This is a genomic window from Candidatus Binatota bacterium, from assembly GCA_012960245.1.
GTDB lineage: Bacteria > Desulfobacterota > Binatia > UBA1149 > UBA1149 > UBA1149.
Window position 1 is genome coordinate 1 of record DUBO01000006.1, and the last position, 26,145, is coordinate 26,145.

Consider the following 26,145-nt stretch of genomic DNA (forward strand, 5'->3'; position numbering starts at 1 on the left):
GTGACGGAAACGAGACCTGCAGCGCTACGCTCGACTGCCAGTCCGGCGCAGATCCATGCCCGGGACAGAGCTGCGACGAATCCGGCGACCAGTGTCTTACCGGCCCGGTGGCCATGATGGAAGCGGGCACGGTTCCGGTCGGTGGATCACCGGTTACCGTGTTGCTCGAAAACCTCTACAGCAGCCCGGTGGTGGCCTGCACGGTGCAGTACGCCAACAACACCACGCCGGTGGTAACACGCGTATCGGCCGTTGGGTCGTCCAGCTTCCAGGTACGACTACAGAACCCCTCTGGCGGCGCGGTCGCCACGGACAACGTCAACTGCCTGGTCGTGGAGGAAGGCACGTGGACCATAGACGGGGTCAACATCGAGGCCCAGGCCTACCTGTCCACCGTAACCGACCGTAGGGGAAACTGGAACGGGCAATCCCAGTCCTACGGGCAGGCCTACACCAACCCGGTGGTCATCGGACAGGTGATGACCGAAAACGACGCCAACTGGTCGCACTTCTGGTCCAACGGCGGCTCCAGGCAGAGCCCGCCGTCGGCGACGACGCTGAACACCGGTAAGTCGGTCGGAGAAGACGGTGTTACGAGCCGCGCCGACGAGACGGTAGGATTCATCGTGATCGAGGCCGGGCACGGTACCATCGGCGGCGTGGAGTTCGAGGCAGCGCTCGGAGCAGACACGGTGCGCGGCACGGGCAACAATCCGCCCTACAGTTACTCCTACTCAACGCCGTTCTCGGCGGCCCCGACCGTGGCAGTAGCAAGCCAGTCGGCAATGGACGGCAACGACGGCTCATGGGCGCAGGCCCACGGTGCCACGTTGTCCAACGCCACCACGCTGTTCCTGTCAGTGGACGAAGACCAGGTCGGCGGCGCCGAGCGCAGGCACACCACGGAGCAAGTATCTTACGCGGTATTCGCCGGGCCGGTGGTCTACCCTTAGACCGCCGCTCCGGCGTAACGCCCGGAGCGATAAAGAGTGGCGGAGGGGGGGAGATTCGAACTCCCGAATCCTTGCGGATTGCCGGTTTTCAAGACCGGTGCCTTCAACCGGACTCGGCCACCCCTCCCTGTTCACCCTGCGTGCTGCGAAAGTAGACCTGCTAGCTCTTCCCTTTCTTCAGGAGATGACCTGCTGCCCACCCATGTACGGCTGCAATACTTCGGGGACGTCCACCGTGCCGTCAGCGCGCTGGTAGGTCTCCAGCACTGATATGAGCACGCGTGGCAGTGCCAGTCCTGAACCGTTGAGCGTGTGCACGAGCGCCGGCTTGTCCTTGCCTGCCTTGAAGCGGATGTTGGCGCGACGGGCCTGGAAGTCGCGGAAGTTCGAACAGGAACTCACTTCCAGCCATTCCTCGCAGCCAGGAGCCCACATCTCCACGTCGTACTTCATGGCGGCCACGAAACTCAGGTCGCCAGTGCACATCTGTATTACGCGCCAGGGTATGCCCAGGCGGCGTGATACCTCCTCTGCGTTGCCCAGCAGTTCGAGCAACTGGGCGTCCGAGCTGTCTGGGTGAACGAAACGCACCATCTCCACCTTGTCGAACTGGTGGCCGCGCTTGATGCCGCGCACGTCGCGGCCGGCCGACATCTTTTCGCGACGAAAACACGGCGTGAAGGCCACGTGTTTTATTGGCAGCGAATCGGCCGACAGCACCTCGTCGCGGTACATGTTGGTCACTGGCACCTCGGCGGTAGGCACCCACCAGAAGTCTTCCTCTATGTCGCGGTAAAGATTGTCGCCGAACTTGGGCAGGTTGCCGGTGCCCAGCAGACACTCGCCGCGCACCATGGCCGGCGGGTAGACCTCGCTGTAACCGTGCTCACGGCTGTGCAGGTCGAGCATCCAGCTGATGAGCGCGCGCTGCAGACGGGCGCCGTCGCCTCGCAACAGGTAGAAACGCGTGCCCGAGATTTTTACGCCACGGTCAAAGTCGATTATCCCCAGGCGCTCGCCCAGCTCCCAGTGCGGCAGCGGCGTAAAGTCGAACTCGCGGCGCGCGCCTTCTTCGCGCAACACCAGGTTCTGCTCTTCGCCCTCACCCACCGGGACGTCCTCGTGGGGAAAGTTGGGCAGCTCGAGCATGGCGACCTCAAAGCTGCCGGCGACCTCGGCGAGATCTTTTTCGGCAGCGCCCATGCGCTCGCCCAACTCTCGCACCTCGGCCTTGGCCGCTTCCTGCTCCGGGCCTGGCGGCATAGCGCCGATGGTCTTCGAGCGAGTCTTGCGATCCGCGCGCATCTGTTCGGCCGCGGCTATCAGTTCGCGGCGGCGCGCGTCGAGTTCGACCACGGCCGTCAGCTGCTCGCGCTCGCAGCCCACCAGGGCCAGGCGGTCGGCTGCTGCCGCGGGGTCTTCGCGTATAAGCTTTATGTCGAGCATAGTCTTGCCAGCCTGGGCAGATCAGTCTTCGGGAGCACAATCGAAAGCGTCAACCACGTGTACGCACTCGAGGCTGCCGCCCTCAACGGCCACCACGTCAAAGCGCGCGGCCCGATCCAGACCATGGTGCCTCGCCAGCCATTCGACCGCAACGCGCGATACCTGCTTACGCTTTCGCTGGTCTACCGCCGCGAGAGCAGAGTCGAGGTCGGCCCTGAGTTTTACCTCCACGAACACCAGCTCCTCGCCGTCCAGGGCCACGAGGTCGATCTCGCCCGAAGTGAGCCTGGCGTTGCGGTCAAGCACTCGCATGCCGGCACGCTCAAGACACTCGGCCGCCGCATCCTCACCGGCCCGGGCCAGGCGTAGGCGCCTTTGGCCAAGGCTCTCGGCCTTCTGTCTTTTGTCCTGTCCGGCCATCACTACACCATCCCGGCAAATATACCTTCCACGCCAACCCGCTCTCAAGGGCCGGGATGTAATTTTCGAGGCGCCGTGTTAAACAGCGAGAATATGAAGATTTCGCAGGCCGAGGTTCGCCGCGTGGCCACGCTGGCCCGGGTGGAACTGGATGACGACGAGCTCGAAAGCGTGGGGCGCGACCTCAACCGCATACTCGACTACGTGGCTAAGCTGGACGAGCTCGACACCAGCACGGTAGAGCCCACCGCCCAGGTGGTCGACTTTGCCGCGCCCATGCGAACCGACGAGGTCACCAACAAGCCAGCCCCCGAGGACGCCGTGGCCAACGCGCCGCGCAGCGACAAGAACTTCTTCGTCGTGCCCAGCATAATCGAGTAGAAAGGGTCACACGCCGTGTCCGAACTCACCAACGAACTCACCGACCTCGGAGTTGCCCAGGCATCGCAGGGGCTGGCAGCCCGCGATGTAAGTTCTGAGGAACTCACCCGTGCCTTCCTCGAGCGAACGCTTGCGCTGGACCAGGGCACAAGCCAGGCGATCGGCGCCTACCTGGAGCTCAGCGCCGAATCGGCGCTCGACCAGGCCCGCGCCGCCGACGCCCTGCTCGCCAGCGGAGACCCGACCACCCCACTCACGGGCGTACCCATAGCCCTGAAAGACATCTTCATCACCCGCGACCTGGCCACCACCTGCGCGTCCAGAATACTCGCCGGCTTCAAACCCAGGTTTGACGGTACGGTGGTGGCGCGCCTGCGCGAAGCCGGGGCCGTGATAACCGGCAAGCTCAACATGGACGAGTTTGCCATGGGCTCATCGACCGAAAACTCGGCGCTGGGCACCACCCGCAACCCGTGGAACCGTGACTGCGTGCCCGGCGGCTCGTCGGGTGGCTCGGCGGCGGCGGTGGCCGCGCGCATGGTACCGGGCAGCTTCGGCACCGACACCGGCGGCTCGATCAGGCAGCCGGCAGCGCTTTGCGGAGTGGTCGGCATGAAGCCCACCTACGGACGTGTGAGCCGCTACGGGGTGATAGCCTTCGCCTCGTCGCTCGACCAGGTCGGCCCGCTGGCCAACAGCGTTGAAGACACCGCCCTGCTGTTCGAGGCAGTGGCCGGACACGACCCGCGCGACTCGACCTCCATTCCGCAGCCGGCGCCCGACTGCCGCGGCTCCTTGCACGACGGCGCAAAAGGGCTGCGCGTCGGAGTGCCCCGCGAATACTTCGGCGAGGGCCTGGACCCCGAGGTCGAAAAATCGGTGCGCGCACTGCTGGCCGCGTTAGAACGCGACGGCGCGAGCCTGGTTGAAGTGGAGCTGCCACACACCGAGTACGCGGTGGCCACCTACTATATCGTGGCCACGGCCGAGGCTTCTTCGAACCTGGGCCGCTACGACGGCGTGCGCTACGGCTTACGCGAAGGCGAGGACGGCGGACTCACTAACATGTACGGGGCGAGTCGCGACGCCGGATTTGGCGCCGAGGTAAAGCGCCGCATCGTGCTGGGCAGCTACGCGCTGTCGGCCGGCTACTACGATGCTTACTACCTCAAGGCCATGAAAGTGCGCACGCTCATTCGCCGCGACTTCGAACAGGCCTTTGAGAACTGCGACGTCCTGCTCACGCCGACCTCGCCCGACACGGCGTTTGAACTCGGCTCGCGCACCGACGATCCCCTGAAGATGTACATGAGCGACGTGCTCACCATTCCCTGCAACCTTGCCGGACTGCCCGGCCTGTCGCTGCCCTGCGGGCTCGACTCCAAGGGCCTGCCCATAGGCGCGCAGCTGCTGGCTCCGCCACTGGCCGAGCCCTTGTTGTTCAGGGCGGCACGGGCCTGCGAAAAACTCATCGGTTTTGACCAGCGACCTCCCGAACAAGACCTGGCCGGGGGCGCCGGCAAATGAGCCACTACGAGCAGGGCGACTGGGAAGCCGTCATCGGCATAGAAACGCACGTTCAGATGCTCACCCGCAGCAAGTTGTTCTGCGGGTGCTCGGCCAGCTTTGGTGCCCAGCCCAACGAGCACACCTGCCCGGTGTGCCAGGGCATGCCCGGCGTACTGCCGGTGGTAAACGCGCAGGCGGTTGAATACGCGGTGATGGCCGCGCTGGCGCTGGGGGGCGAGGTGCAGCCCACCAGCCGCTGGGCGCGAAAGAACTACTTCTACCCCGACCTCCCCAAGGCCTACCAGGTATCGCAGTACGAACTGCCCTACTGCCTGGGCGGGCAGGTCACGCTGGTGACCGACGGTGAAGAACGCAACATCACGCTCACGCGCATACACATGGAAGAAGATGCCGGCAAGAGCATCCACGACGCGCACTCGGATTTTTCTTACGTCGACCTTAACCGCGCTGGCGTGCCACTGATGGAGATCGTCAGTGAGCCCGAGATCCGCTCGGCGGCAGAGTCGGCAGCCTACATGCGCAAGCTGAGGACGGTGGTGCGCTGGCTGGGCATCTGCGACGGCAACATGAACGAGGGCAGCATGCGCTGCGACGCCAACGTGTCACTGCGCAAGCGCGGCACGAGCGAGCTCGGAACGCGCGCCGAGGTAAAAAACATGAACAGCTTCCGCGCCGTCGAACGCGCGGTCAACTACGAGATCGAGCGCCAGGCCGAGTTGCTCAACGCCGGAGAAGAGATCACCCAGGAAACGCGCCTCTGGGACGCCGACCACGGCGTCACCCGCTCCATGCGCAGCAAGGAAGAAGCACACGACTACCGATATTTTCCTTGCCCCGACCTGCTACCGCTGGTCATTGCCGACGAACTCGTCGAAAGAGTGCGAGCCGCATTACCCGAGCTGCCCGACACCAGGCGCGCACGCTTCGTGGAAAGCTACGATCTTTCGGCCTACGACGCCGAGGTGTTAACGGCCAGCCGGGAACTGGCCGATTACTACGAGGCCGCCGTGGCCGCGCACGACAACCCCAAGCTGGTGGCCAACTGGGTGATGGGCGACGTGCTCCGCGCTACCCGGGAGGCCGCGGGCGAAGGCGAGGTTGATTACTCGCGCATACCACTGGCCCCCGAACGCCTGGGCGCACTGCTGGCGCTCGTCGACGACGGCAGCATAAGCGGCAAGATCGCGAAAACCGTTTTCGACCGCATGCTCACGGACAGCGACGACCCCGCCGACATCGTCAAGAGAGAGGGCCTGGCGCAGGTCAGCGACTCGGGCCAACTCGAAGCCTGGATAGCCGAGGTCGTGGACGGCAATCCCGACAAGGTCGAGGACTACCGCGGCGGCCGCGACAAGCTGCTGGGCTGGTTCGTGGGGCAGGTCATGCAACTGAGCCGCGGGCAGGCGAATCCCGGCGAGGTCAACCGCCTGCTGCGCGAACGACTGGCGGGCTGAGGCATCATGCCAACGGGCCCGCGAAGAGTAGTCGTGCTGCTGGTCGCCCTGGCGGCCGTTGCTTTGCTCGTGCTCTTGCTCAACCGCGAGCAGCCCGGTGACACCCCCTCCCCCGTCGCAGACGAGATCGCCAAGCCAACTCCGGCCGATCACGGCGGCAGGCCCGAACCGCCAGCCGAGTTCAAGGTGGTACCCGGGCCGGCTCCCCCGCCGGCTGGCGATTCGGCCGGCTCGCAACAAGCCAACGATCAACAGGGCCACGACCAGGACGGCGCCGTTCAGGATTTCAAGAAACTCAACCGCTACCCGGCTTCGTCGCGCCGGCTTACCGGAGACTCTGCCGATCTGCTCAACCCCAACTCCCGCTACGAAAGACGGCAGCTGCTTGCCGACGGCGAGGCCAACGCCGACATGAGCTGGGAGGTGCTGCTGACCGCCGACCGTTATTTTGTGCGCGGCCGTGAGCCACTAGAAGTCTCGCTAGCGCTCTGGCACGAGAACCGAGAGGTAGTGCCGCGCCGCGTGGTGATGACGGCGAGCAGGCTGGACGTGGACAACACGGTGTCGTTGTCACTTCAGAGAGATGGCAGCGGTTGGTCTGCGCAGCTGTTTCCCGCCCAGCACTGGCCCGGCTACGTCGGCGAGCTTCGCGTGGAGGCGACGTTTTCTGCGACCGGCCTGGCCCAGCAGACCGGCTCGCTGGTCTTCTACTTCACCTCGCCCGGGCAGCTGCCCGGCGAGTTTACCGGTGAGTTCAGCGATCGCCTGTCGGCGGGCGACCTGCTGGTCGATGTCGGCATGAGGGTAGACCAGCAGGGGCGATACCGGGTGGAGGCCAACCTGTTTGACGTGGCGGGCAAGCCCGTGGCCTGGGCTTCGTTCGAAGACGAGCTGCGCACCGGGCTGCAAGGCGTGCCCTTGAAATTCTACGGGCTGGTCTTCCACGACGCCGGCGCTACCGGCCCCTTCGTGCTGCGACAGCTGCGCGGCTACCGCCTCCGCCGCGGCGGCTCGCCTCACCGCCAGGACATGGCCGACTACCCGGGCGAGTACTACCTCGCCGGTCACTACGAGCCAACCGATTTCACCACCGCGGAGTACAGCAGCCCGTGGAAGAAACGTATGCTCGAGTTTTACAAGGAAGCCCTGGCGCGTGGGGTCAAGCTCGGTCAAGCCGGGGCCAGGGACGAGTAGCCGCAGGTCAGGCGAGCAGCGCGTACCGCGCGATCGACCATCGACGAGCCCATCCAGGTCCACAACGGGATGGCCAGGTAGAAGGCGAAGCGGGTGAGCGCCCTCTGAGTCGCCGGCACCGCAATCGCGGAGGCTTCGCTCATCGCCAGTTCTCTACCGCGTGTGCGCCGCCCTCCCCAGTTCGGCGCGCGCACAATAATCACGATGTCGTTCAGTCGTAGGTAATAACCGAACGGATGACGTCGCCCTCGAGCATGGCGGTAAAAGCGTCGTTGACGTCTTCGAGCTTGATCCGCTGCGACACCATACCCTCGAGATCAAGCTTACCTTCCTTGGCGAAGTTGATGAACTTGACGAAGTCGGTGCGCACGTTGGCCGAGCCGTAGATCGTGCCCACGATGCGCTTGTTCTCAAGCGGCAGCAGGGCCGAGGGTATGCTGCACTCGTCGAGGTAGCTGGGGATGCCCACCCAGATGACCGAACCGCCCGGGCGGGTGATGTCGTAGGCCTGCCGCTGCAACACGGGCACGCCGACCACCTCGAAGGCGTAGTCGGCGCCGCGGCCGTCAGTCAGGCCCTTGACGAACTCGCCCAGGTCCTCGTCGTTGGGGTTCACCGAGTGGGTCGCACCAAAATTTATCGAAGCGCTACGCTTGGATTCGTTCAAGTCGACGGCGATGATCTGCTCGGCACCCGCGACACGACAGCCCTGGATAACGGCCTGTCCCACGCCTCCGCAGCCTATCACCACGCAGGTGCTGCCGGCCTTGACCTCGGCGGCAAACAAGGCGGCACCAACACCCGTGGTGACGCCGCAACCAACCAAAGCAGCCTGCTCAAGCGAAAAATCTGCGGGTATCTTTACCAGCGCCGCCTCGTGCACGACGGTCTCCTCGGCAAAAGTGGCCAGGCCGCCGGGTCCACAGAGCAGGGGGCTGCCATCCTGGCGGCTGAAGGGAAAACGGCCCATGCCGATCTCCAGTGCTTTTTCGCAGACGAAGGCCTGGTCGTTTTTACAGTAGAAACACTCGCCGCAGGTGGGCACGAAACTGCCGATCACATGGTCGCCGGTCTCCAGGCCGTAGTCGTTCTTACCGGCCGACACGACCACTCCAGCGCCCTCGTGGCCGAGGATGGCCGGCGGCGGCAGCGGCAGTTTGCCCTGCCAGATCGAGACATCTGAGTGGCAAACCCCGGTGGCGCCCCACTTGACGTGTACTTCGTTATCCCCGGGATCGGCGAGGTTTACGTCCTCGATCACCATGGGCTCGTTATTTGCCAGCATTATCGCAGCTTTCATAATGCCGGAATCTACCCCCCCGCCCCTGCCAACAAAAGGGGGGGCCAGGTACTTTTTGCCTTAAAGCTGCCTGTCCCCGTTCAGGAGTATGCAGAGTTGAAGCGGACGTAGGCCTCGGTGAGGTCCGACGTGACTATGCTTGCGCGGCCGGGGCCGTGGCCCAGGCGTATGGCGAGAGTGAAGGTATCATTTTTCATCACGCGGGCAGCGCGACGGCGGGCCTCTTCGGACAACAGCTCGCCGGCCTTCACCAGCGCCACGTCGTCCACCGATATCGCCACGCGCTTGAAGTCGACATCGACGCCAGAATTGCCGAGCGCGCAGACTATCCGTCCCCAGTTGGGATCGCCGCCCGCGAACGCGGCTTTCACGAGCGTGGACGTGGCAACGGCGCGGGCCGCGCGCTCAGCGTCGGCGTCACCCGGGGCACCCTCCACCAGCACGTCCACCACCCGCGTGGCGCCCTCCCCGTCGCGCACTATCATGCGCGACAGTTCATCGGTGAGTTCGCCGACGGCCGTGGCCAACAGCTCGTAACCCGCCGACTTCCTCGAACGTATGGCTTCGCCACCGGCAAGTCCCGATGCCATCAACACCACGGTGTCGTTGGTACTGGTATCGCCGTCGACGGTGATGCTGTTAAAGCTGCTCGCAACGGCCTCGGCCAACACCGCCCGCGCGGCTCCTGGTGACAAGGGCGCGTCGGTCACCAACACACACAGCATGGTGGCCATGCCCGGGTGGATCATGCCTGCACCCTTGGCCAGGCCGGCCACCGTAGCGGTCTCCCCGCCCGGCAGTTGCACGCTGCGGGAGGCCCACTTGGGAAACGCATCAGATGTCATCATGGCGCGCCCGCAAGCGCTGGCGCGGCGCGTACCGAGCGCGTCGACGGCCAGCGAGATCGCCCGCGTCATGCGCCGTCGGTCGAGCTGCACGCCTATGACGCCGGTTGAGCAGGGCAGTACGAGGCCAGGCTTTATGCCCAGCCGCTTGGCCAGTTCACGACAACTCCACTCGGCCAACTTGAGACCACTGCTGCCCGTGGCCGCGTTGGCGTTACCCGAATTGATGAGCACCGCCTGCGCCAGCCCATCGGCCACGTGCTCGCGCGCCACCACAACGGGCGCGGCGGCAGCGGTATTGCGGGTAAACACGGCCGCGGTCGGCACCGGCGAATCGGCCACCACGAGCGCCGTGTCACGCCTGCCACCGGTCTTGAGGCCGCCGTGAACGCCGGCAAAACGAAAGCCCGCCACGGGCCCCGGGGCCGGCCCGGGATCGATCTTCACGCGCGCGGGCCCTGCCACCGTCGCCCCGTCGCCCGCTGGGCCACCGTCGGTGAGGCGCTCATGACTTGCCGTGACACTTCTTGTACTTCTTGCCGTTACCGCAGGGACAGGGGTCGTTGCGACCCACCTTGTTGCCCGTGCGCTTCACTTGTTTTTGTTCGGGAGCGCCACCCTCGCCGCCTCCCCTGCCCATCATCACCGCCGCGCTTTCATCTCGGCGGCGTTCCTCCATGCGGTCGACTTCCTGCTCGTCGGCGATACGCACCGAAAACATTTTCTCGACGACATCGTTCTCGTAGGAAAGCATCATGTTCTCGAACATGTCGAAGCCTTCCTTCTGGTATTCCTGGAGGGGATTCTTCTGGGCGTAACCGCGAAGACCGATACCCTCTTTGAGGTGATCCATGGCCAGCAGGTGGTCCTTCCAGTGGTTGTCCAGGCACTGCAGCGAGAGCACGTGCTCGAGGTGCCGCACCACCTCGACGCCCATTTCTTCTTCGCGCTTCTCGTAGGCCGCCAGCACCCGCTGCTGTATGGCGGTTTCAAGCACTTCCACAGTCAAACCGTCGCGCGGCAGGTCGGCCAGTCCAGCGCGCACAAGAAACTGGGCGAACAAGGCGTCGTCGAGCGATTCCAGTTCCCACTCGGCCGTTTCGATTTCCTCGTTTGCGTGCAAGGCCACGAGATCTGTAGCCGCGGCGGCTGCCATGCCCAGCACCTCGGTCCTCAGCTCGCCCTCGGACAGGCATTCGCGACGCCGATGGTACACCACCTCGCGCTGCTTGTTCATCACGTCGTCGTACTCGATGAGGTGCTTGCGGGTATCAAAGTTCTGGCCCTCAACCCGCTTCTGCGCGTTCTCGATGGCGCGCGACACCATCTTGGCCTCGATGGGCACACCGTCTTCCATGCCCATGCGCTCCATCAGGCCCTGTATACGCTCGGCGCCGAACACGCGTAGCAGGTCGTCCTCGAGCGACATGAAAAACCTCGACGAGCCGGGATCGCCCTGCCGACCCGAGCGACCACGCAACTGGTTGTCGATCCGGCGCGACTCGTGGCGCTCGGTACCCACGATGTGAAGGCCACCGGCTGCCAGCACCTCTTCGTGTTCAGCCGCGCACTGCTCGGTGTATCCGGCCAGCGTGGCCTCCCACTGGGGATCATCCTCGCCGTTGGCGAGATCCTTGCGGGCCAGAAACTCGGGATTACCACCCAGCACGATGTCGGTGCCGCGGCCGGCCATGTTGGTCGAAATGGTAACCGCGCCCTTGCGCCCGGCCTGGGACACGATCTCTGCCTCGCTCGCGTGGTGCTTCGCGTTGAGAACGTGGTGTTTCATGCCCACCTTCTTGAGCGCCGCACTGAGTTTTTCGGAGTTCTCAATGGAGATCGTACCCACCAGCACTGGCTGCTGGTCGACAGTACACTCTCGGATCTCCTCGATGACCGCATTGAACTTCTCGCGCTCGGTCTTGTAGACCACGTCGGGCCGATCATCTCGCACCATGGGCTGGTGGGTGGGAACCACCAGGACCTCGAGCCCGTATATCTTACCGAACTCCTCGGCCTCGGTCTCCGCGGTGCCGGTCATGCCTGACAGCTTGTCGTACATACGAAAGTAGTTCTGGAAGGTGATCGTGGCGAGCGTCTGGTTCTCGCGCTCGATCTTCACGCCTTCCTTGGCCTCGACGGCCTGGTGCAGGCCGTCCGACCAGCGCCGTCCCGGCATCAGGCGACCGGTGAACTCGTCGACGATGACGACCTCGCCGTCCTGCAGCATGTAGTCAACGTCGCGCTTGAACAGCGTGTGGGCCTTGAGCGCCTGGTTCACGTGGTGCAGTGTCTCGATCTCGGCAGGGTCGTAAAGGTTGCCCACGCCCAGCAGGCCTTCCATCTTGGTCACGCCCTCCTCGGTGAGGGTCGCGCTGCGGGTCTTCTCGTCGAGCTTGTAGTCTTCTTCCTTGACCAGGCGAGGAATCAGGCGGTTCACCTGGCCGTATTTTTCGGTCGACTGCTCGGCCGGCCCGGAGATGATAAGCGGCGTTCGGGCCTCGTCGACCAGAATTGAATCCACCTCGTCAACTATGCCGAAATTGAGCTTGCGCTGGGCGAACTCCTCGGCGTCGAACTTCATGTTGTCGCGCAGGTAGTCGAAACCAAACTCGTTGTTCTGCCCGTAAGTGATGTCGGCGCGGTAAGCCTCGCGTCGCTCCTGCTCGTCCATGTCGGGGTAAACAATACCCACCGACAAGCCGAGGTACTTATACACGCGCCCCATCCAGTCGGCGTCGCGACGGGCGAGGTAGTCGTTGACCGTGACCAGGTGGGCACCCTTGCCCTCGAGCGCGTTGGCCACCAGGGCCAGGGTGGCCACAAGCGTTTTGCCTTCGCCGGTCTTCATCTCGGCTATCTTGCCGTCGTGCAGTATGTGACCACCGATTAGCTGCACGTCGTAGTGACGCATACCCAGCACCCGCGTCGCCACCTCGCGCACGCCTGCAAAAATCTCGGGTAGCAGGTCGTCAAGCTCTTCGCCACGGTCGAGCCGTTGGCGCCAGTCGGTTGAAATCGAGGCAAGAGCCTGTTCGTCGAGCGCCTGCATGTCCGGCTCAAGTTCGTTGACACGGGCAACGAAGGGCCGCATGCTTTTGACATACTTATCGCTGGCCGTGCCGAAAATCTTTCGTACCGAATCAACCAGCATCGCCAGTCTCCCCACCTCGCGCGCCCGGTGCCGTGACCGGCCGCCGGTAGCGGTCAAACATCTGGCCCCATGGCGTCTGCTCGAATTCGCGTATGCGGCGGCGCCCTATCGTGGGGTACCACAGGAAGTCGTGGTAGACGTTAGACGCGAACGGTGCCCAGCCCATCAACGGCGAATGCAGCGCGGCCTTTTCAAGAAAACGCAGCGGTCCGCGCCTGAGCATCTGGTCACCCCAGATCACCAGGCTCCGCCGCGTGCTGAAGGCAGGGTTAAACTCCCGCAGCTCGTCGCCGACGATATCAATCCTGGATACATCGGCACAACCCAGCTCGCGCTCGTGGCACATGGCCAGGTAAGGAATCTCCATAGGATCAAAACCCATCATCTTTGCCGCGACCGCGTCCACGGCCACGCTGTCTGCGCCGGCTATGAGAACGTTGCCAATCCTGGGCACCATTGTACGCGGTCCGGCTCCGTCGCCACAGACCGTGCCGTCCATCACGGCAAAAATACCCGGGTGCAGCTCTTTCTGCATTATAACAAGATCGACAAGCACCTCGTGGATGTGCTTGTGAGCGTAGTGGCGCACCTCCTTGAGCAGGCCACCGAACGAATTCTTTATGGCCCCGGTAGTCGTGGAGTGCCCGTGCGTCTTGACGGTCGGCAGGTGCAGTACCTGTCGGCCCTCGTACATGGCCGGTATCTCGATGCCGTCGGGAAATATATCGTTGAGCTTCAACAGCGGACGCTCAAAACGGTGGGTCTTCCACTCCACGTCGGTGAGCGGGATAAACGGCAGATCGTAATGGTCGAGCACCCCCTGCCAGAGGTTGTTGCGACAACCCTTCAGGGGGTCGGTGACAACGGTGCGATTTTCGACCGGCAGCAGCCTCTGGGGGGCAAAACCGTCGCCCAGCATGGTGCGCAGGACCCCCTCGAGCTGCCAGGGCTGGCTCGAACAGGCCGGGAAATACCGGGTCCACGACAGGTTGAGCTTGACCAGGGTGTCCACCTGGTCGGAAAGCTCCGAACGGTAGTCGGCCGCCTCCATCACGCGGCGGTAGTCGTCCAGCACCGTCTCTGGGCTGGTTCTTACTATGCCGACTACACTTGTACTCATATTCTCAGACCCGCCCGGCCGGCTATCCTCCCGCCCCGGCCGCCAGCTGACTATACAGCAGCAGCACTACAGTTGCCGCCCACAGCGCTATGCCTGCCTGCAGGGGCAAATCTCCCAGCAATACGTCGGTGGGCGAACCGCCCTGCTGCCTGCCGTAAACCAGAAACAGGTATCGGAAAACCCCGAAGACCACAAAGGGAATGGTCAGGTACATGCGATCCGTACCCAGGTTGGCAGCCACCGCAGGGCTCAGCGTGTACAGGACGTAGACAAACATGGTCAACAGACCCGAGATGGTTACCAGTTTGTCGAGCAGCTCGGGGTCATAGCGCCCCAGCACCTCGCGGTGACCAGTGGCGCTGCCGGCCAGAAGCGTGACCTCGTGCCTGCGCTTAGCTAGGGCGAGAAAGAGCGCGAGAAAAAAGGTGCACACGAACAGCCACGCCGACATTCGAGCGTTGACGGCCACCACACCCGCCGCCGCGCGCAAGCAGAAGCCGGCGGCGATGGCCACCACGTCGACCACCGGGACGTGCTTGAGCCACGAGCTGTATAGCAGCTGAAGGCCGAGAAACACGGCGACCACCAAGGTAAAACGAGCGCCGAGCAGCAAGCCGCCCCCCACGGCCACCAGCGCCAACGCAACGGTTAACGCGCAAGCCGCGGGTGTCCCCACGCGCCCGGCTGCCAGCGGACGGTCACACTTGAGCGGGTGCAGTCGGTCGCGTTCGCGGTCGACAAGGTCGTTAAAAACGTAGGCTGCGCTCGACGCCGCGCAGAAACACAGCAGCGCGATGCCCGCGTTGCTGAAACCCTCGCCCTCGAAGAGCCTGCCCGAGAACAACAGGGGCGCGTATACGAAGGCGTTCTTTGTCCACTGCGCGGGCCTGGCCAGCACCAGCAGGTCTTTCACCGCGGCCGGCCCTCGCTGCCCAGGGCCGTCTGCCAGGCTTCGTCTATGCAGGCCCAGAGTTCCTTTACGCCCGCACCCGTATTCGACGAAGTAGCATACACCGGCACGTCGCCTGTCTGCGCAGAAATCTCGCGAATGGCCGTCTGCGTTTTAGCCCGCGACAACTTGTCGCACTTGGTCAGCACCCACAGCCACGGTACGCCGGCCTCGTCGAGAAACGCGCCCAGCTCTATTTCCTCGGTCTGTGGCCCGCGCCTGACATCTATGAGTATGAGCACCGCCACGAGCTCTTCGCGGTCGGACAAGTATCCCTCGACGAGCTTTTTCCACTCCGCGCGCTCACCGCGCGACCGCTTGGCGTAACCAAAGCCGGGGAGGTCAACCAGGCGCAGGCGTTCGTTGATGGCGTAGAAGATCAGGCCGCGGGTGCAGCCCGGGGTGCGACTGGTGCGGGCAAGTCGCCGGCGTCCCAGCAGGCTGTTGATGAGCGAGGACTTGCCGACGTTGGATCGACCGGCGACGGCCACCTCGGGGCCGACCGCCCGCGGCAACGCGGCTGCCGAATTGGCCTCGGCCGCGAACTCCACGCTTCGAACCCTGGCCACGACTTCAACTTACCGCGGCCAGGTGCCGCCAACGCGACAACGGGCGGCGCTTCCGCTTTCAGCCCGCGCCCAGTTGCGACTTGATCGCGCGCACCTGGTTCACAAAGCTCTCCTTGATGGCGCTTTCCTGTACACCGGTACCGATGGGTAGCTGGATCTTGTCGGTCTGTTTCGCCTTGTACACGTACATGGTCCTGCTGCCGTCGGGCGAAGCCTCCAGCGAGTAAGTGGCGTCGATGTCGACCATGGCCGACTCCAGGGTCTTCAAGTGCATGACCTTGTTGGCGTCGTCATAGGTCATCTCCAGCTTGAGCATCTGGAGATTGCCCAGGGCCAGCATGTGCACCTCGACTTCCTTGCGATTACCCTCGTCGACCAGCACTTCGCTCTTCTTGTACTGCTCGCTGGTCTCGGCGAGACGCCCGGGGTTCTTCATCGACTCCCAGATCTTGTCTGCCGGTGCGTCGATGCGCGAGTGTAGCTCGATGGTAAAGACCTTGCCGTCCTTGATAAGCTCGGAAAATGCGATCTCTTTTATGTCGCCTTCCCACTGCCTGGCTGCCTTGCCCGTATTGAGAAGGCCCATGATGGCGTCGCAACCCGAAAGACCGAGAAACGCGGTCACGCAGACAGCGACCATACCAGCCCTGAAATTATTATTCGTCCTGAAATACCGCATCTTATATAACCCCTGTAATATTCTCTTACCCAGCGGCCGGATACTTACGCCCGCCCCGGTAGATAATGACACCCGAAAACCTATAGCAGGCCCACTCGGTTCACAAGAGGAGGAGAGTCAGCGCTCCACGCGCAGAACCGAGCCCGCAGGCAGGCGCCCCATAAGATCGTCGAGGGCCGCGTCCACGTACTGTTCGTCGCGGGATTCGAGTGTGAGCTTGACCGAGTACTCGCTGCGATCCAGGCGCGGATAGCTACCCAGCAGGAGCTCGGAAAAAGCTTCGAGCGTGGCGTCGAGCGAAGGTGCGATGGCCGCCTCGTCACTGCTCACGTAAACCTGCCTCAGGTACCAGGGCTGCCCGCGCAAGCGATCGCGCAGGCCAGCGACCTTGGCCTTGAAAATCTCGGGTATGCCCGGCAGCACGTACACGTTCTCGATCATCACGGTCGGAAACCTGAAGTGTTCGTCCGCCACGAGTTCGGCACCCGCGGGCACCTCGGCCATCTTCAGGTGAGCGGGCGTGAGATCACCGTCTATCCAACCGTCGATGAGCTGCCTCAGCTCGGGGTGTATCACCACCTCGCGATCAAAAGCGCCGGCCACCGCACCGATGGTGATGTCGTCGTGGGTCGGGCCCACCCCACCGGAGGTGAACACGACATCGAACTCGGCCGAGTAACGCGCCACGGTATCGGCGATGGTCTCAGTGTCGTCGGGAATGACGACTACGCGGTCGAGCGACACACCGAGTTCGCGTAGTTCGCGCGCGAGCAAGCCGGAGTTGCTGTCTACGACCTTGCCCGAAAGGATCTCGTTGCCGATGACCACCATCGCGGCGGTACTTGGATTACGTACTGCTGTCACCGTATTGCCGTCACCGTGGCTGAAACCTTAACACGCTGGGTCAACCGCGGCTATCTTCGAGCAGCGGCGGTTGCTCACCCAGTGCGTCGACGAGGAACTCGCGTAGTTTTTTCTTGAGCGCGGCCTCCACCTGTCTCACCCTCTCTCGGCTCACGCCCCAGCGCTCGCCCAGTTCGGCAAGAGTTACGGGGTCTTCAGACACCAGGCGCTCGCGCCAGATCTGCTCGTCGCGCCCCGACAGCGTTTCGCTGAAAATATCGAGCTGCTGCTTCATCAGCGAAAAAAACTCTGAGTCGGCGACGTCTTCTTCAACGTTCGCCTCGCTGGGGATGAGATCGAGTACCCGGGTCTCGGTGTCTATGCCCACCGGGGCGTCGGCAGAAACCTCGGCAGACATGGCCATGCGCAGCTGCATTTCCTCGACGTCACGTTCGCGCACACCGAGGTTCTCGGCCAGTTGCACCGTGGTGGGCGTAAACCCGCTGGCTTCGAGCCGGGATTTTTCCTTCTGCAGGTTGAAGAACAAGCGGCGCTGGGCCTGGGTGGTACCCACCTTGACCATGCGAAAATTGTTCATGACGTAGCGGATCACGTAAGCGCGTATCCACCACACCGCGTAGCTCGGCAGGCGAACACCGCGGTGAGGATCAAACCTGCGCACGGCTTCGAGCAGGCCGACGTTGCCTTCCTGTATGAGGTCGAGAAGGTTGTGCACGGCGCGTTGGTACTCGCGCGCCACCTTGACCACGAACCTCAGGTTGGACGTGACCAGGCGGTAGGCGGCCTCCTCGTCGCCGGTTTCGTGAAAGCGCACCGCCAGCTCGTGCTCCTCCTCGGGCGAAAGCATCGGGTAGCGACGCATCTCGGCCATGTAGGCCTGCAGTGAATCGCGCAGGGTGAGCGCGCCGCTGTCGGCCAGCTCTATTACCTCGGGGGCCGGCGTGGCAGCCTTCTTCGAAGTCGCCGGCTCGTCTACGACTTCGACTTCCGCCGCGTCTACTTTGGCCGTGTCACCGTCAGATCGGTGGGCGTGGGGCGGATCAATAACGACGGCCTCGAGCTCCAGCGGATCGAGTTCAAGCGAGTCGATATCGTCCGCGTCGATCGTTTCCGCATCGGCATCTTCAGCGGCGGCGTGCTTGGAGTCTGGAATGTCCACCGCGCCGCTGTCAGGTCCGCCGGTGTTGCTGCCGCGGCCTCTACGGCCTGTTTTGCCGGAGTCTTTCATCCAACCGGCGCTCTCAAACGAGCGCTCCCGAGGCAACTCTCTTCAGGCAGCCGTCTTCAGGCAGCCGCCTTCAGGCAGCCGCCTTCAGGCAGCATCGTCTCCGATGGCAAGGGTATCTTCCTTGCGCACCAGGAGGACTTCACCCGCTGCAATTTCTCGCAGGGAGGTAACAACTTCCTTATTGTCTGTCTCTATCAAGGGCCGCGATCCACGCAGCAGCATCTTGGCGCGCTTGACGGCCAGGGCGGCCAGTTCAAAGCGGTTGGGAACCTTCTTGAGACAGTCTTCTACAGTAATTCGTGCCATTGATTATCCTTCCAGCACGGGAGTTTAGGCCCGGACTGGGCGGAAGTCAACAAACAAGGTCGTGGGCAAACAAGCCGCGGCCAGCTTACCCACCCTGGAACGCTCATGCATCGATATCGCTTCCCAGAGCCCGAAACACCCGGTATTTATCCAGCCAACGGGAATCCACCCGCGGGAGGAAACCATGGAAAACTGGATCGAGGTACTGTTATGGTGGCTGGCCTTTGGCGGCAGTCACGCACTGCTCTCCTCTACCACCGTTCGCGGTAGCATCATCCAACGCACCGGCGACGGCGCCTTCGCGGGCCTATACTCGCTCGTGGCGTTTGCCACCTTCGTGCCACTGGTCATATCCTGGTCCTCTGCCCGCCACAGCGGCCCCGCCCTGCACTCACTGGCCGCCCTGCCCGGCATCCGCGAGGCTGCGATAGCGCTGTCCGTGGTGGCCATGTTGGGGGTGGTGCTCGGCCTTGTGCAACCCAGCCCCGCCAGCCTGACAGCGGGCAAATCCGACGGCATCACATCGCTGGACCGCGGTGTGATGCGTATTACGCGGCACCCGATGTTCATGGGAATAGGCCTGTGGGGGCTGGCCCACTGCCTGGTCAACCCCTTTGCCACCGACCTGGTTTTCTTCGGCGGCTTCGCCGTCTACGCGCTCGTTGGCTGCGCCCACCAGGACTCGCGCAAGCGAGGGGGAACCGACGACGAGCTCGCCGACTTTTTCAACAACACCTCGCTGTTGCCCTTCGCAGCCGTAGCCGCGCGGCGCAATAGACTGGTCCTGTCCGAGTTTCCGCTGACTGCGCTGGCCGGGGCACTGTTTCTCAGCTGGCTGGTATTCTGGTTACACACAGCCCTGCCACGCTGGCTGTAGCGACAGCCGCCAAGGCTCACCCGGGAGCGTCGGCCCCGACGGTAAAATGCAACAGCAACTCGCGGTTGCCACGCGCGCCGGTGATCGGGCTTTCGGTCTGCCCCCTCTCTGTCAGCCCCAGCTCGCGCGCGCGCGACACTACCCTTTGGACCGCCAACCCGCGCTCGGCGTCATCGCGCAGGATGCCGCCTTCGAGTTTATCGCGCGTGGTCTCGAACTGCGGCTTCACCAGCAACAACAGTTCCCCGGCGGGCCCAGCCAGGGCAGAGAGTTTTTCGAGCAAGGTGGTTAGCGACACGAACGACAGGTCGGCCACCAGCAGCGTGGGCGGTGGACTGAGCTGCTCGCGATCGACAGCACGCACGTTGCAGCGTTCCATGACCACCACTCGCGGGTCGCCGCGCAAGCGCCAGTCGAGTTGCCCGTAACCTACGTCGACGGCGTACACCCTGCTGGCACCGGCGCGCAGCAGGCAGTCGGTAAAGCCCCCCGAGGAGGCACCCGCGTCAAGACACACGCGGTCCGTGACCTCGAGGTCAAAAACTTCCAGCGCGTGGGAAAGCTTGAGGGCGCCGCGCGAGGCCCAGTCACTGCCCCGTTCCACCCTGAGCGCCAGGTCGGCGGCCAGTAGTTGGCCCGGCTTGTCCAGCCGCTCGGTGCCCGCCCAGGCCTGGCCAGCCATGATCAAACGTGCGGCCTCATCGCCGTCGACAGCCAGCCCCTGCTCCACCAGCAGGAGGTCGGCGCGCAGTCGACCGCCAGTAGATCCAGCAGCTGCCACGTCAGCCTGCCGCCTGCTCAAAAACGGGCACGACGCTGCTGCTGGCAATATGCTGCAAAAGCCCGCCGGCTGGACCGAGTGGCGCGAGCGCGGCCAGGGCCGCTGCCAGTTCGGCGCGACCGAGCTCCAGCGCACGAGCCACTCCGTGTACGGCCGGGTAGGTGAGCTTGCCACGCGCTCGGTCACCCCCAGCTCGCTTGCCGGTGGCCGCGGTGTCGAGCAGCTCGTCTTTTACGTCGTCGGCGATCTGAAAGGCGAGGCCGAAGTGGAGTCCAAAGTCATCGGCAGCAGCAAGTTGCGCCGAATCGCCACCGGCCAACAGGACCCCGGCGACCGCAGAGACCTGGAGAAGCTCGCCGGTTTTGCGGCGGTGTATCGCGCGCAGCAGTTCAGCCCTGTCGCCGCGCTTGTCGCCACCCGCAGCAGCAGCACCGTCGCCACTCTGCAGGCCCTCGGCCATGAGGTCGGCAGCCTGCCCCCCGACCATGCCCTGCACGCCCGCCGCCCGCGCAAACTCACCCGCAATTCGCAGGGTCAGCGCGGGGTCGGCGCTGCAAGCCATCAGCAAACAGAAGGCCTCGGTCAATAATCCGTCGCCGGCCAGCGTGGCCATGCCGTCGCCGAACAACACGTGGTTGGTAGGTTGACCGCGCCTCAGCTCGTCGTCGTCCATGGCCGGTAGGTCGTCGTGGATCAGCGAGTAGGCGTGGATCATCTCGAGCGCTGTGGCGAAAGGGAGCGCGCTTTCCAAGGGTGCTCCCAATCCGCGGGCAGCGGCGAGCAACAACAGCGGCCGTACGCGCTTGCCCGGTGTCTGCAGGCTGTAACGCATCGACTCGACGAGGCGGTCGACTCCAAACTCGCGACTGGGCGAAGCAGCATCCGCGGCACCGGCACCGCTTATCCCGGGAAGCACCGCCGCGAGACTTGATTCGAGGCGAGAGGACAACTCCTCCACCCGTGCCTCGAGAGCAATGGCCGGGTTGGCCGACTCAGCCGTCGTCTTCACCCTCGAAGCTCTTCGTCGACAGGCTGCCGTCGGCGCCGCGGGTAAGTTCGTCGATCTTTTGCTGCACGGCATCAAGGCGACCGTGCAGCAAGCGCACCAGCGCCACGCCTTTTTCGAAAGCCACCAGCGACTCCTCCAGGGGCACGTCCCCCTCGTCGAGTTTGCGCACGGTTTCTTCGAGCTCGGCCATGGCCTCTTCGAAGCTCGGCCCCTGCTTGTTCGTTGTTTCTTTTTTCTTAGCTGGCATCAGTCCCAATGGGCGCAATCTCAGTCGGCATGTTACGCGGCTCTCCTTATTACTATGCGGCGGGAAGATCACCCTGCCTGTTTACGTTACGAAACTGCCGGCGCGCCGGCCAGTCAAGTGCCAGCGCACCGGCCTTGTCCAACAGGCGCTGCGGCGAGGCGCAGCCACCCCCCAGCAGCGACAGCGCCAGGGGCAAGACCGACACCGGGTACCAGGCCGCCAGCGGCTCCCAGCCCCGCGGCCCGCGCGGTGCCACCGGAAGCCCGCAGGCCAACCCCGCCCGCGCCACTCCCTCCAACACCGAACTGCTGATCCAGGGCAGGTCGCAGGCCAGCACGACCAGGCCGCTGCTGCTGCGCTGCAGTCCGGCAACCAACGCCGCCAGCGGGCCGCCACCGATCACGGCGTCGGGTACTTTCTCAACCCGCGAGCCGTGCCTGTACAGGGCCGGGCCGCCACCGCCCGCTATCATCACGCGACCACCTGCCACCCGTCGCAGCTTGCCCAGCGTGATGGCCCACAGCGGCTCTCCGCTCAACAGTGCCACCCTCTTGTCGCGACCGAACCTGCTCGACCGACCGCCGGCGAGTAACAGTCCATCTACGCCCTTCACCGACCGTCTCGCTCTCGCGCAGCTAACTCTCGCGCAGCCCAGTCGAATTTTTTCCTGCGCCCACGGGACGCGAGCGAATAAAGAACGTAGCGCCCGAAACGATCGAGGCCCTGCCAGGGCGGCGTCGACTGCGCGTCGGTCCTCATCTTCGTCACCTCGACAGGCTCGTCACAGCTGTCTTTCCAGTTCACGGCGGAACCCACACGCTCGACCGTGATGGATTCGCAAGTCCTGCTCACGCTCTGCATGGCCCGCTTGAGTAGTGCCGCGAAAGACTCGACCTCGGCCTGGGCTTCGGCGGGGGCGTTGTTGAGCGCCGCCCTGTCGTCGGGTTCGAGCGCCTGCCAGTCGGCCAACGAGATGCGCAAGCCCGCGAGATCGAGCTTCATGCGCAGGCCCATACTCATCCACTCCCCCTCGGGATCGTCCGACTTCTCGAAGGCAAGCAGCGGGTAACTCATCGTCGCGCGCAGCAGGGCCACATCATAACTTCCCGCCGGATCGAATCATCCCGCCGGCTCAAAATACCAGGCCGGGCAGGCCCAGCGGGTCCACCCGTGCGCCACCCAGCTTTGCAGCCCAGTGCAGGTGCGGCCCGGTCACCCGCCCGGTGGCACCCACCAGCCCGAGCAACTGCGAACGCTCCACCATCACCCCCTCTTCGACCTCGATCTTCGAGAGGTGGGCATAGATCGTGTAGAGGCCCAGGCCGTGATCGATGACCACGGTGTTGCCGGTAAAGAAAAGATCGTCGGCCACTACGACCTTGCCCGTGTTCGAAGCATACACCTCCGAGCCACGGTTGGCCTTGATGTCTATGCCGGAATGGGGGCTGCGGGCCTGGCCGTTAAAAAACCTGCGCAGGCCAAAAGGCGAACCGCCCGGGCCGACCGCGGGCCGCACGAAAGATTTTGACCAGTACTTCTCCTCCGTGGATTGCTTCCAGAGCTTATCGAGCCGGATCTTCTCGGCGGTGACCCGCTTTATGGTCTTGGGGTCGAGGTCGGTGTAGCTCGACGCCACCTTGAGCGACTCCTTGCCGAACTCCCTGTCGACCACCGTGACGCCGTAAGCGCCTGTCTCGGCACCCATGCGCCAGCGCACGTCTTTGAGGCCCGGTCTCACGCCCAGGTCTATGCCTATGTAAGTGGTCATCAAGCCGCCGGTCTCAAATCCTTTGAAGGTACGGCCCTCCACGGTAAGCGTGCCGGCGTGTACCTTCATGGGCAGCCTCGTGACCACGCGCACTATATCCCCCGGGCGCGGTTCGGTCGGGTCGAAGACCAGCTCGCCAACATCCATGGCGGGCGCGTGAGACGGCAGGAACAGAAACGCCGCTACCAGTAGGGCCACGGTTGCCACGGGTGGTGCGAATGCCGGCATATAAAGCCCGGCAAAACGATTACGCTTGAGAAAATTTTTCATTCATCCTCCGTTGTCAGAAGCACCTGCGCCCTGAGTGCACCGCGGTGCAGGCGCAGGTCCAGGTTATCTCCGGGCGCCGCTTGCGACGCCACCGTAAGCGCGGCTCCCGACGAGTCGGTTGCAACACAGTAACCGCGTTCAAGTACCGCCAGCGGGCTGAGCGCTGCCAGCCTCGACTCGGCAGTTGCCAGCGCGTTGCCAGCCAGCTGGTATCGCCGCGTCAGCGCGCTGCGCAAGGCCACCGCCACGCTCTCGGTAGCGCTCCGGCAGCGCGGCAGCATACGCTGTCCCGGACCGACCAGCGCCAGGCTTGAGGCCAGGCCAGTCAATTGCTCGCGGGCTTGCAACACCCGACCGGTGAGTGCCCTTTCCAACGCCACGCCCAGTTCGTCGCTTCGTTGGCGACCCTCGGCCACTCGCAGGGCTGGATCCTTGAGCCCGGCCCTGGCCGCGCGCAAGCGATAGCCTTCCGACTCGACCCTGCGTTGCATCGCCGACCTCAGGCGCAAACTGCGCTGGTCGAGATCAGCCAGAAGATCGCTATACACGGGCACCACCAGTTCGGCAGCCGCGGTGGGCGTCGCCGCGCGCCGGTCGGCCGCGAAGTCGCAAAGGCTGAAGTCGGTCTCGTGGCCCACGGCTGAAACCACCGGTGCCGGAAAAGCTGAGACGGCGCGCACGAGTTTCTCGTCGTTGAACGCGGCAAGATCTTCGCTCGCCCCGCCACCGCGCCCCAGTATGACCACGTCGCAAGCGCCGAACTCGGCGAGCTCGGACATGGCGAGGCAAAGATCGGCCGGCGCACCCGGCCCCTGCACGGTGGCCGCGCGTATGACCACGCGCACGCCAGCGTAACGCCTGCGCAGGGTCACCAGTATGTCGTGCAACGCGGCACCCGATCGCGAGGTAACTACGCCAATCGTGCGCGGCAGGAAGGGCAACTCGCGCTTGCGATCGTCGTCGAACAGGCCTTCTTCCTTCAGTTTGTTACGGAGTTTTTCCAGCGCCAGTCGCGCAGCGCCCTCGCCTGCCGGATGCATCGAGCGAGCGTAGAACTGCATGCGACCCTGCTTGGAGTAAACCGATACGCTGCCGCGACAGACCACTTCGTCGCCGGCCTCGGGTTCAAAGCTCAGCTTCTGGGCCGCGCTGCGCCACATGACGCAATCGATAGCGGCCTTCCCATCGCCCATGGTGAAATAGTTATGGCCGCTCGCCGGCTGCTTGAACGACAACAGCTCGCCGCTGAGCACCACGCTTGAAAACCCGGCCTCGAGGGTCTGCCCCAGCTCGGCAAGCAGTTCGCTCACCGTTACACTGTTATCGAGTGTGCCCTGTTGCGCCACGAGTCAGCGATCAGGGAACCGCCGGCGCAGCCGGCCCGTCGCTGAAACTGGCGACCTTGGAAAACACCTTCCAGGTGCGCAGCAGGTCAAAGGCCCGCTGCAGTTGTCGGTCGGTCACTTCGCCATCACCGGAAGAGCCGTCCGACGAAACCGCGTCCGATGAATCCGCGCCAGGGGAATCGTCTCCCGAAGAATCCCCATCCGAGGAGCCAGGGCCGTCCTTGACGCCTTCGTGGGCACCCTGGTCAAGCGCCTCTTCTTCAACATCCGGCGTTATGCCCGTGCCGTGAATCGATCGACCTGAAGGAGTGAAGTAACGAGCCGTGGTGAGCCGCAGGGCCGCGTCGTCTCCCAGCGGCAGTATGGTCTGCACCGAGCCCTTGCCGAAGGTGGAGGTACCCACCACCACGGCGCGGTTGTGATCCTGCAGCGCCCCGGCGACGATCTCGCTGGCCGACGCCGAGCCCCGGTTGACCAACACCACCATGGGGTAGGCCGGTTCGGTGGACTCGGCCGACGCGTAAAAGCGCTGGTTCTGGGTCTGCACGCGCCCGTCGGTGTAAACGATCAGCCCGGCATCAAGAAAGGTATCGGACACCGTTACCGCCTGGTCGAGCAAGCCACCAGGGTTGTTGCGCAGGTCGAGTACGAGTCCGTCGAGCACGCCGTCGTCGGCCCGGTCGCGCAACTCATCGAGGGCCTTGCGCAACTCGCGGCTGGTACCCTCCTGGAACTGGGCGAGCTTCACGTAGCCGTAATCACCTTGGCGCAGGTCGATATCCTTGACGCTGGCCACCTTGATCACCGCGCGCGTGATGGTCATGCTCACCAGCTCGACCTCGGACTCCCTGGCCACGGTCAGCGTGACGTCGGTGCCCTTGGGGCCGCGCATGAGCGAGACCGCATTCATCAACGCCATGCCCTTGGTCAACTGGCCGTCGATGGCGATTATGCGATCGCCGGGCTTGGCGCCGGCATGAAACGCGGGCGTGTCCTCGAGCGGGGTGATGATGGTGAGTACGTCATCACGCATGGTGATCTCAATGCCCAGGCCACCGAACCTGCCGCGCGTGTCGATCCGTAACTCGCTGTAGAGGTCGGGGGTGAGGTAGGCAGAGTGCGGGTCGAGGGCCGACATCACGCCGTTGATCGCGCCCTCGATCAGGGCGTCGGTCTCTACGTCGTCGACGTAGTTCTTCTGCACGATCGAGATTATGCGGGCAAAGGACTCAAGTTGCTCGTAGCCCTTGCGGGCGGCGTTGGCCACGCGGCCCGTGGTGGGAAGCAGGGCAACCACCGTGCAAGCCGCTACCGCGATAGCGAGAACTGCCAGTTTTTTACCGGCCAGGGCCTGTGAAAAGCGGGTTTTTTTAGTCGCGGGCTGTCTGCGTGAAGCCATACCGACTAAGTATATACCAAGGACTTCGAGGCTTCCAAAAGGGGGGGGGGCTTTCG

Annotated in this window: 25 protein-coding genes and 1 tRNA gene; 5 read left to right on the forward strand and 21 right to left on the reverse strand. The window is 64.1% G+C overall.

Features of this window, described 5'->3' with window-relative positions; genetic code table 11:
• Positions 1–990 precede the first annotated feature (990 nt).
• From EYQ35_00560 to EYQ35_00570, 3 genes are all read right to left on the reverse strand, one after another.
• Positions 991–1,080, reverse strand: a tRNA-Ser gene (locus EYQ35_00560).
• Positions 1,081–1,130: 50 nt separating this feature from the next.
• Positions 1,131–2,399 (reverse strand): serine--tRNA ligase, encoded by a 1,269-nt coding sequence (gene serS / locus EYQ35_00565; GenBank protein HIF62637.1) that lies wholly within the window; start codon positions 2,397–2,399, stop codon positions 1,131–1,133.
• 21 nt (positions 2,400–2,420) lie between these two features.
• Positions 2,421–2,819, reverse strand: coding sequence for a YraN family protein (locus EYQ35_00570; protein ID HIF62638.1), 399 nt, complete (start codon positions 2,817–2,819; stop codon positions 2,421–2,423).
• A gap of 93 nt (positions 2,820–2,912) precedes the next feature.
• On the opposite strand from EYQ35_00570, the gene gatC reads away from it, so the two are divergent.
• From gatC to EYQ35_00590, 4 genes are read left to right on the forward strand one after another with little or no spacing between them, the layout of a single operon-like run.
• Entirely contained in the window at positions 2,913–3,200 is a 288-nt protein-coding gene (gatC, locus tag EYQ35_00575; GenBank protein ID HIF62639.1) for an Asp-tRNA(Asn)/Glu-tRNA(Gln) amidotransferase subunit GatC, read from the forward strand.
• A 15-nt stretch (positions 3,201–3,215) separates the two neighbouring features.
• Positions 3,216–4,727 (forward strand): Asp-tRNA(Asn)/Glu-tRNA(Gln) amidotransferase subunit GatA, encoded by a 1,512-nt coding sequence (gatA, locus tag EYQ35_00580; protein HIF62640.1) that lies wholly within the window; start codon positions 3,216–3,218, stop codon positions 4,725–4,727.
• On the forward strand, positions 4,724–6,184 hold the full coding sequence (gatB, locus tag EYQ35_00585) for an Asp-tRNA(Asn)/Glu-tRNA(Gln) amidotransferase subunit GatB (protein HIF62641.1): 1,461 nt from the start codon (positions 4,724–4,726) through the stop codon (positions 6,182–6,184). The genes gatA and gatB overlap by 4 nt, the downstream gene beginning before the upstream one ends.
• A 6-nt stretch (positions 6,185–6,190) precedes the next feature.
• Positions 6,191–7,378, forward strand: coding sequence for a hypothetical protein (locus tag EYQ35_00590; protein ID HIF62642.1), 1,188 nt, complete (start codon positions 6,191–6,193; stop codon positions 7,376–7,378).
• Between the two features lie 211 nt (positions 7,379–7,589).
• Here the strand turns inward: EYQ35_00590 and EYQ35_00595 are convergent, their stop codons facing one another.
• From EYQ35_00595 to EYQ35_00640, 10 genes are all read right to left on the reverse strand, one after another.
• Positions 7,590–8,678, reverse strand: coding sequence for a Zn-dependent alcohol dehydrogenase (locus EYQ35_00595; GenBank protein ID HIF62643.1), 1,089 nt, complete (start codon positions 8,676–8,678; stop codon positions 7,590–7,592).
• 80 nt (positions 8,679–8,758) lie between these two features.
• Entirely contained in the window at positions 8,759–9,988 is a 1,230-nt protein-coding gene (gene argJ, locus EYQ35_00600) for a bifunctional glutamate N-acetyltransferase/amino-acid acetyltransferase ArgJ (GenBank protein ID HIF62644.1), read from the reverse strand.
• Positions 9,989–10,028: 40 nt separating this feature from the next.
• On the reverse strand, positions 10,029–12,677 hold the full coding sequence (gene secA / locus EYQ35_00605; GenBank protein ID HIF62645.1) for a preprotein translocase subunit SecA: 2,649 nt from the start codon (positions 12,675–12,677) through the stop codon (positions 10,029–10,031).
• Complete coding sequence (locus EYQ35_00610; GenBank protein ID HIF62646.1) at positions 12,667–13,797, reverse strand: DUF362 domain-containing protein; 1,131 nt, start codon at positions 13,795–13,797, stop codon at positions 12,667–12,669. The genes secA and EYQ35_00610 overlap by 11 nt, the downstream gene beginning before the upstream one ends.
• Positions 13,798–13,819: 22 nt before the next feature.
• Positions 13,820–14,767 carry a decaprenyl-phosphate phosphoribosyltransferase gene (locus tag EYQ35_00615; protein HIF62647.1) on the reverse strand — a complete coding sequence of 316 codons (948 nt, stop codon included), beginning with the start codon at positions 14,765–14,767 and terminating at the stop codon, positions 13,820–13,822.
• Positions 14,707–15,315, reverse strand: coding sequence for a YihA family ribosome biogenesis GTP-binding protein (locus tag EYQ35_00620; protein HIF62648.1), 609 nt, complete (start codon positions 15,313–15,315; stop codon positions 14,707–14,709). Before EYQ35_00620 ends, EYQ35_00615 begins: the two co-directional genes overlap by 61 nt.
• A gap of 58 nt (positions 15,316–15,373) precedes the next feature.
• Positions 15,374–15,994, reverse strand: a complete 621-nt coding sequence (locus tag EYQ35_00625) for an SRPBCC family protein (GenBank protein HIF62649.1) — start codon at positions 15,992–15,994, stop codon at positions 15,374–15,376.
• 117 nt (positions 15,995–16,111) lie between these two features.
• Complete coding sequence (locus EYQ35_00630) at positions 16,112–16,858, reverse strand: competence/damage-inducible protein A (GenBank protein ID HIF62650.1); 747 nt, start codon at positions 16,856–16,858, stop codon at positions 16,112–16,114.
• A 40-nt stretch (positions 16,859–16,898) separates the two neighbouring features.
• The gene (locus EYQ35_00635; GenBank protein HIF62651.1) at positions 16,899–18,086 is read right to left on the reverse strand and encodes a sigma-70 family RNA polymerase sigma factor; all 1,188 of its coding nucleotides are present in this window, start codon (positions 18,084–18,086) and stop codon (positions 16,899–16,901) included.
• Positions 18,087–18,170: 84 nt separating this feature from the next.
• Positions 18,171–18,392 (reverse strand): DNA-directed RNA polymerase subunit omega, encoded by a 222-nt coding sequence (locus EYQ35_00640; protein ID HIF62652.1) that lies wholly within the window; start codon positions 18,390–18,392, stop codon positions 18,171–18,173.
• Between the two features lie 184 nt (positions 18,393–18,576).
• Here EYQ35_00640 and EYQ35_00645 point away from each other — a divergent pair, with 184 nt between their 5' ends.
• Positions 18,577–19,269 carry a hypothetical protein gene (locus EYQ35_00645; GenBank protein ID HIF62653.1) on the forward strand — a complete coding sequence of 231 codons (693 nt, stop codon included), beginning with the start codon at positions 18,577–18,579 and terminating at the stop codon, positions 19,267–19,269.
• A gap of 16 nt (positions 19,270–19,285) precedes the next feature.
• On the opposite strand, the gene EYQ35_00650 is transcribed toward EYQ35_00645, so the two are convergent.
• From EYQ35_00650 to EYQ35_00685, 8 genes are read right to left on the reverse strand one after another with little or no spacing between them, the layout of a single operon-like run.
• Positions 19,286–20,050, reverse strand: a complete 765-nt coding sequence (locus EYQ35_00650; protein HIF62654.1) for a TlyA family RNA methyltransferase — start codon at positions 20,048–20,050, stop codon at positions 19,286–19,288.
• A gap of 1 nt (position 20,051) precedes the next feature.
• Complete coding sequence (locus EYQ35_00655) at positions 20,052–21,131, reverse strand: polyprenyl synthetase family protein (protein HIF62655.1); 1,080 nt, start codon at positions 21,129–21,131, stop codon at positions 20,052–20,054.
• The gene (xseB, locus tag EYQ35_00660) at positions 21,043–21,306 is read right to left on the reverse strand and encodes an exodeoxyribonuclease VII small subunit (protein ID HIF62656.1); all 264 of its coding nucleotides are present in this window, start codon (positions 21,304–21,306) and stop codon (positions 21,043–21,045) included. Before xseB ends, EYQ35_00655 begins: the two co-directional genes overlap by 89 nt.
• A gap of 52 nt (positions 21,307–21,358) precedes the next feature.
• Positions 21,359–22,036: a molybdenum cofactor guanylyltransferase gene (locus EYQ35_00665; protein ID HIF62657.1), complete on the reverse strand. Its 678-nt coding sequence runs from the start codon at positions 22,034–22,036 to the stop codon at positions 21,359–21,361.
• Entirely contained in the window at positions 21,916–22,401 is a 486-nt protein-coding gene (locus tag EYQ35_00670; protein HIF62658.1) for a hypothetical protein, read from the reverse strand. The genes EYQ35_00665 and EYQ35_00670 overlap by 121 nt, the downstream gene beginning before the upstream one ends.
• Positions 22,402–22,438: 37 nt before the next feature.
• Complete coding sequence (locus EYQ35_00675; GenBank protein ID HIF62659.1) at positions 22,439–23,344, reverse strand: M23 family metallopeptidase; 906 nt, start codon at positions 23,342–23,344, stop codon at positions 22,439–22,441.
• Entirely contained in the window at positions 23,341–24,690 is a 1,350-nt protein-coding gene (xseA, locus tag EYQ35_00680; protein HIF62660.1) for an exodeoxyribonuclease VII large subunit, read from the reverse strand. The genes EYQ35_00675 and xseA overlap by 4 nt, the downstream gene beginning before the upstream one ends.
• Before the next feature lie 10 nt (positions 24,691–24,700).
• On the reverse strand, positions 24,701–26,089 hold the full coding sequence (locus EYQ35_00685; protein ID HIF62661.1) for a S41 family peptidase: 1,389 nt from the start codon (positions 26,087–26,089) through the stop codon (positions 24,701–24,703).
• Between the last annotated feature and the right edge of the window lie 56 nt (positions 26,090–26,145).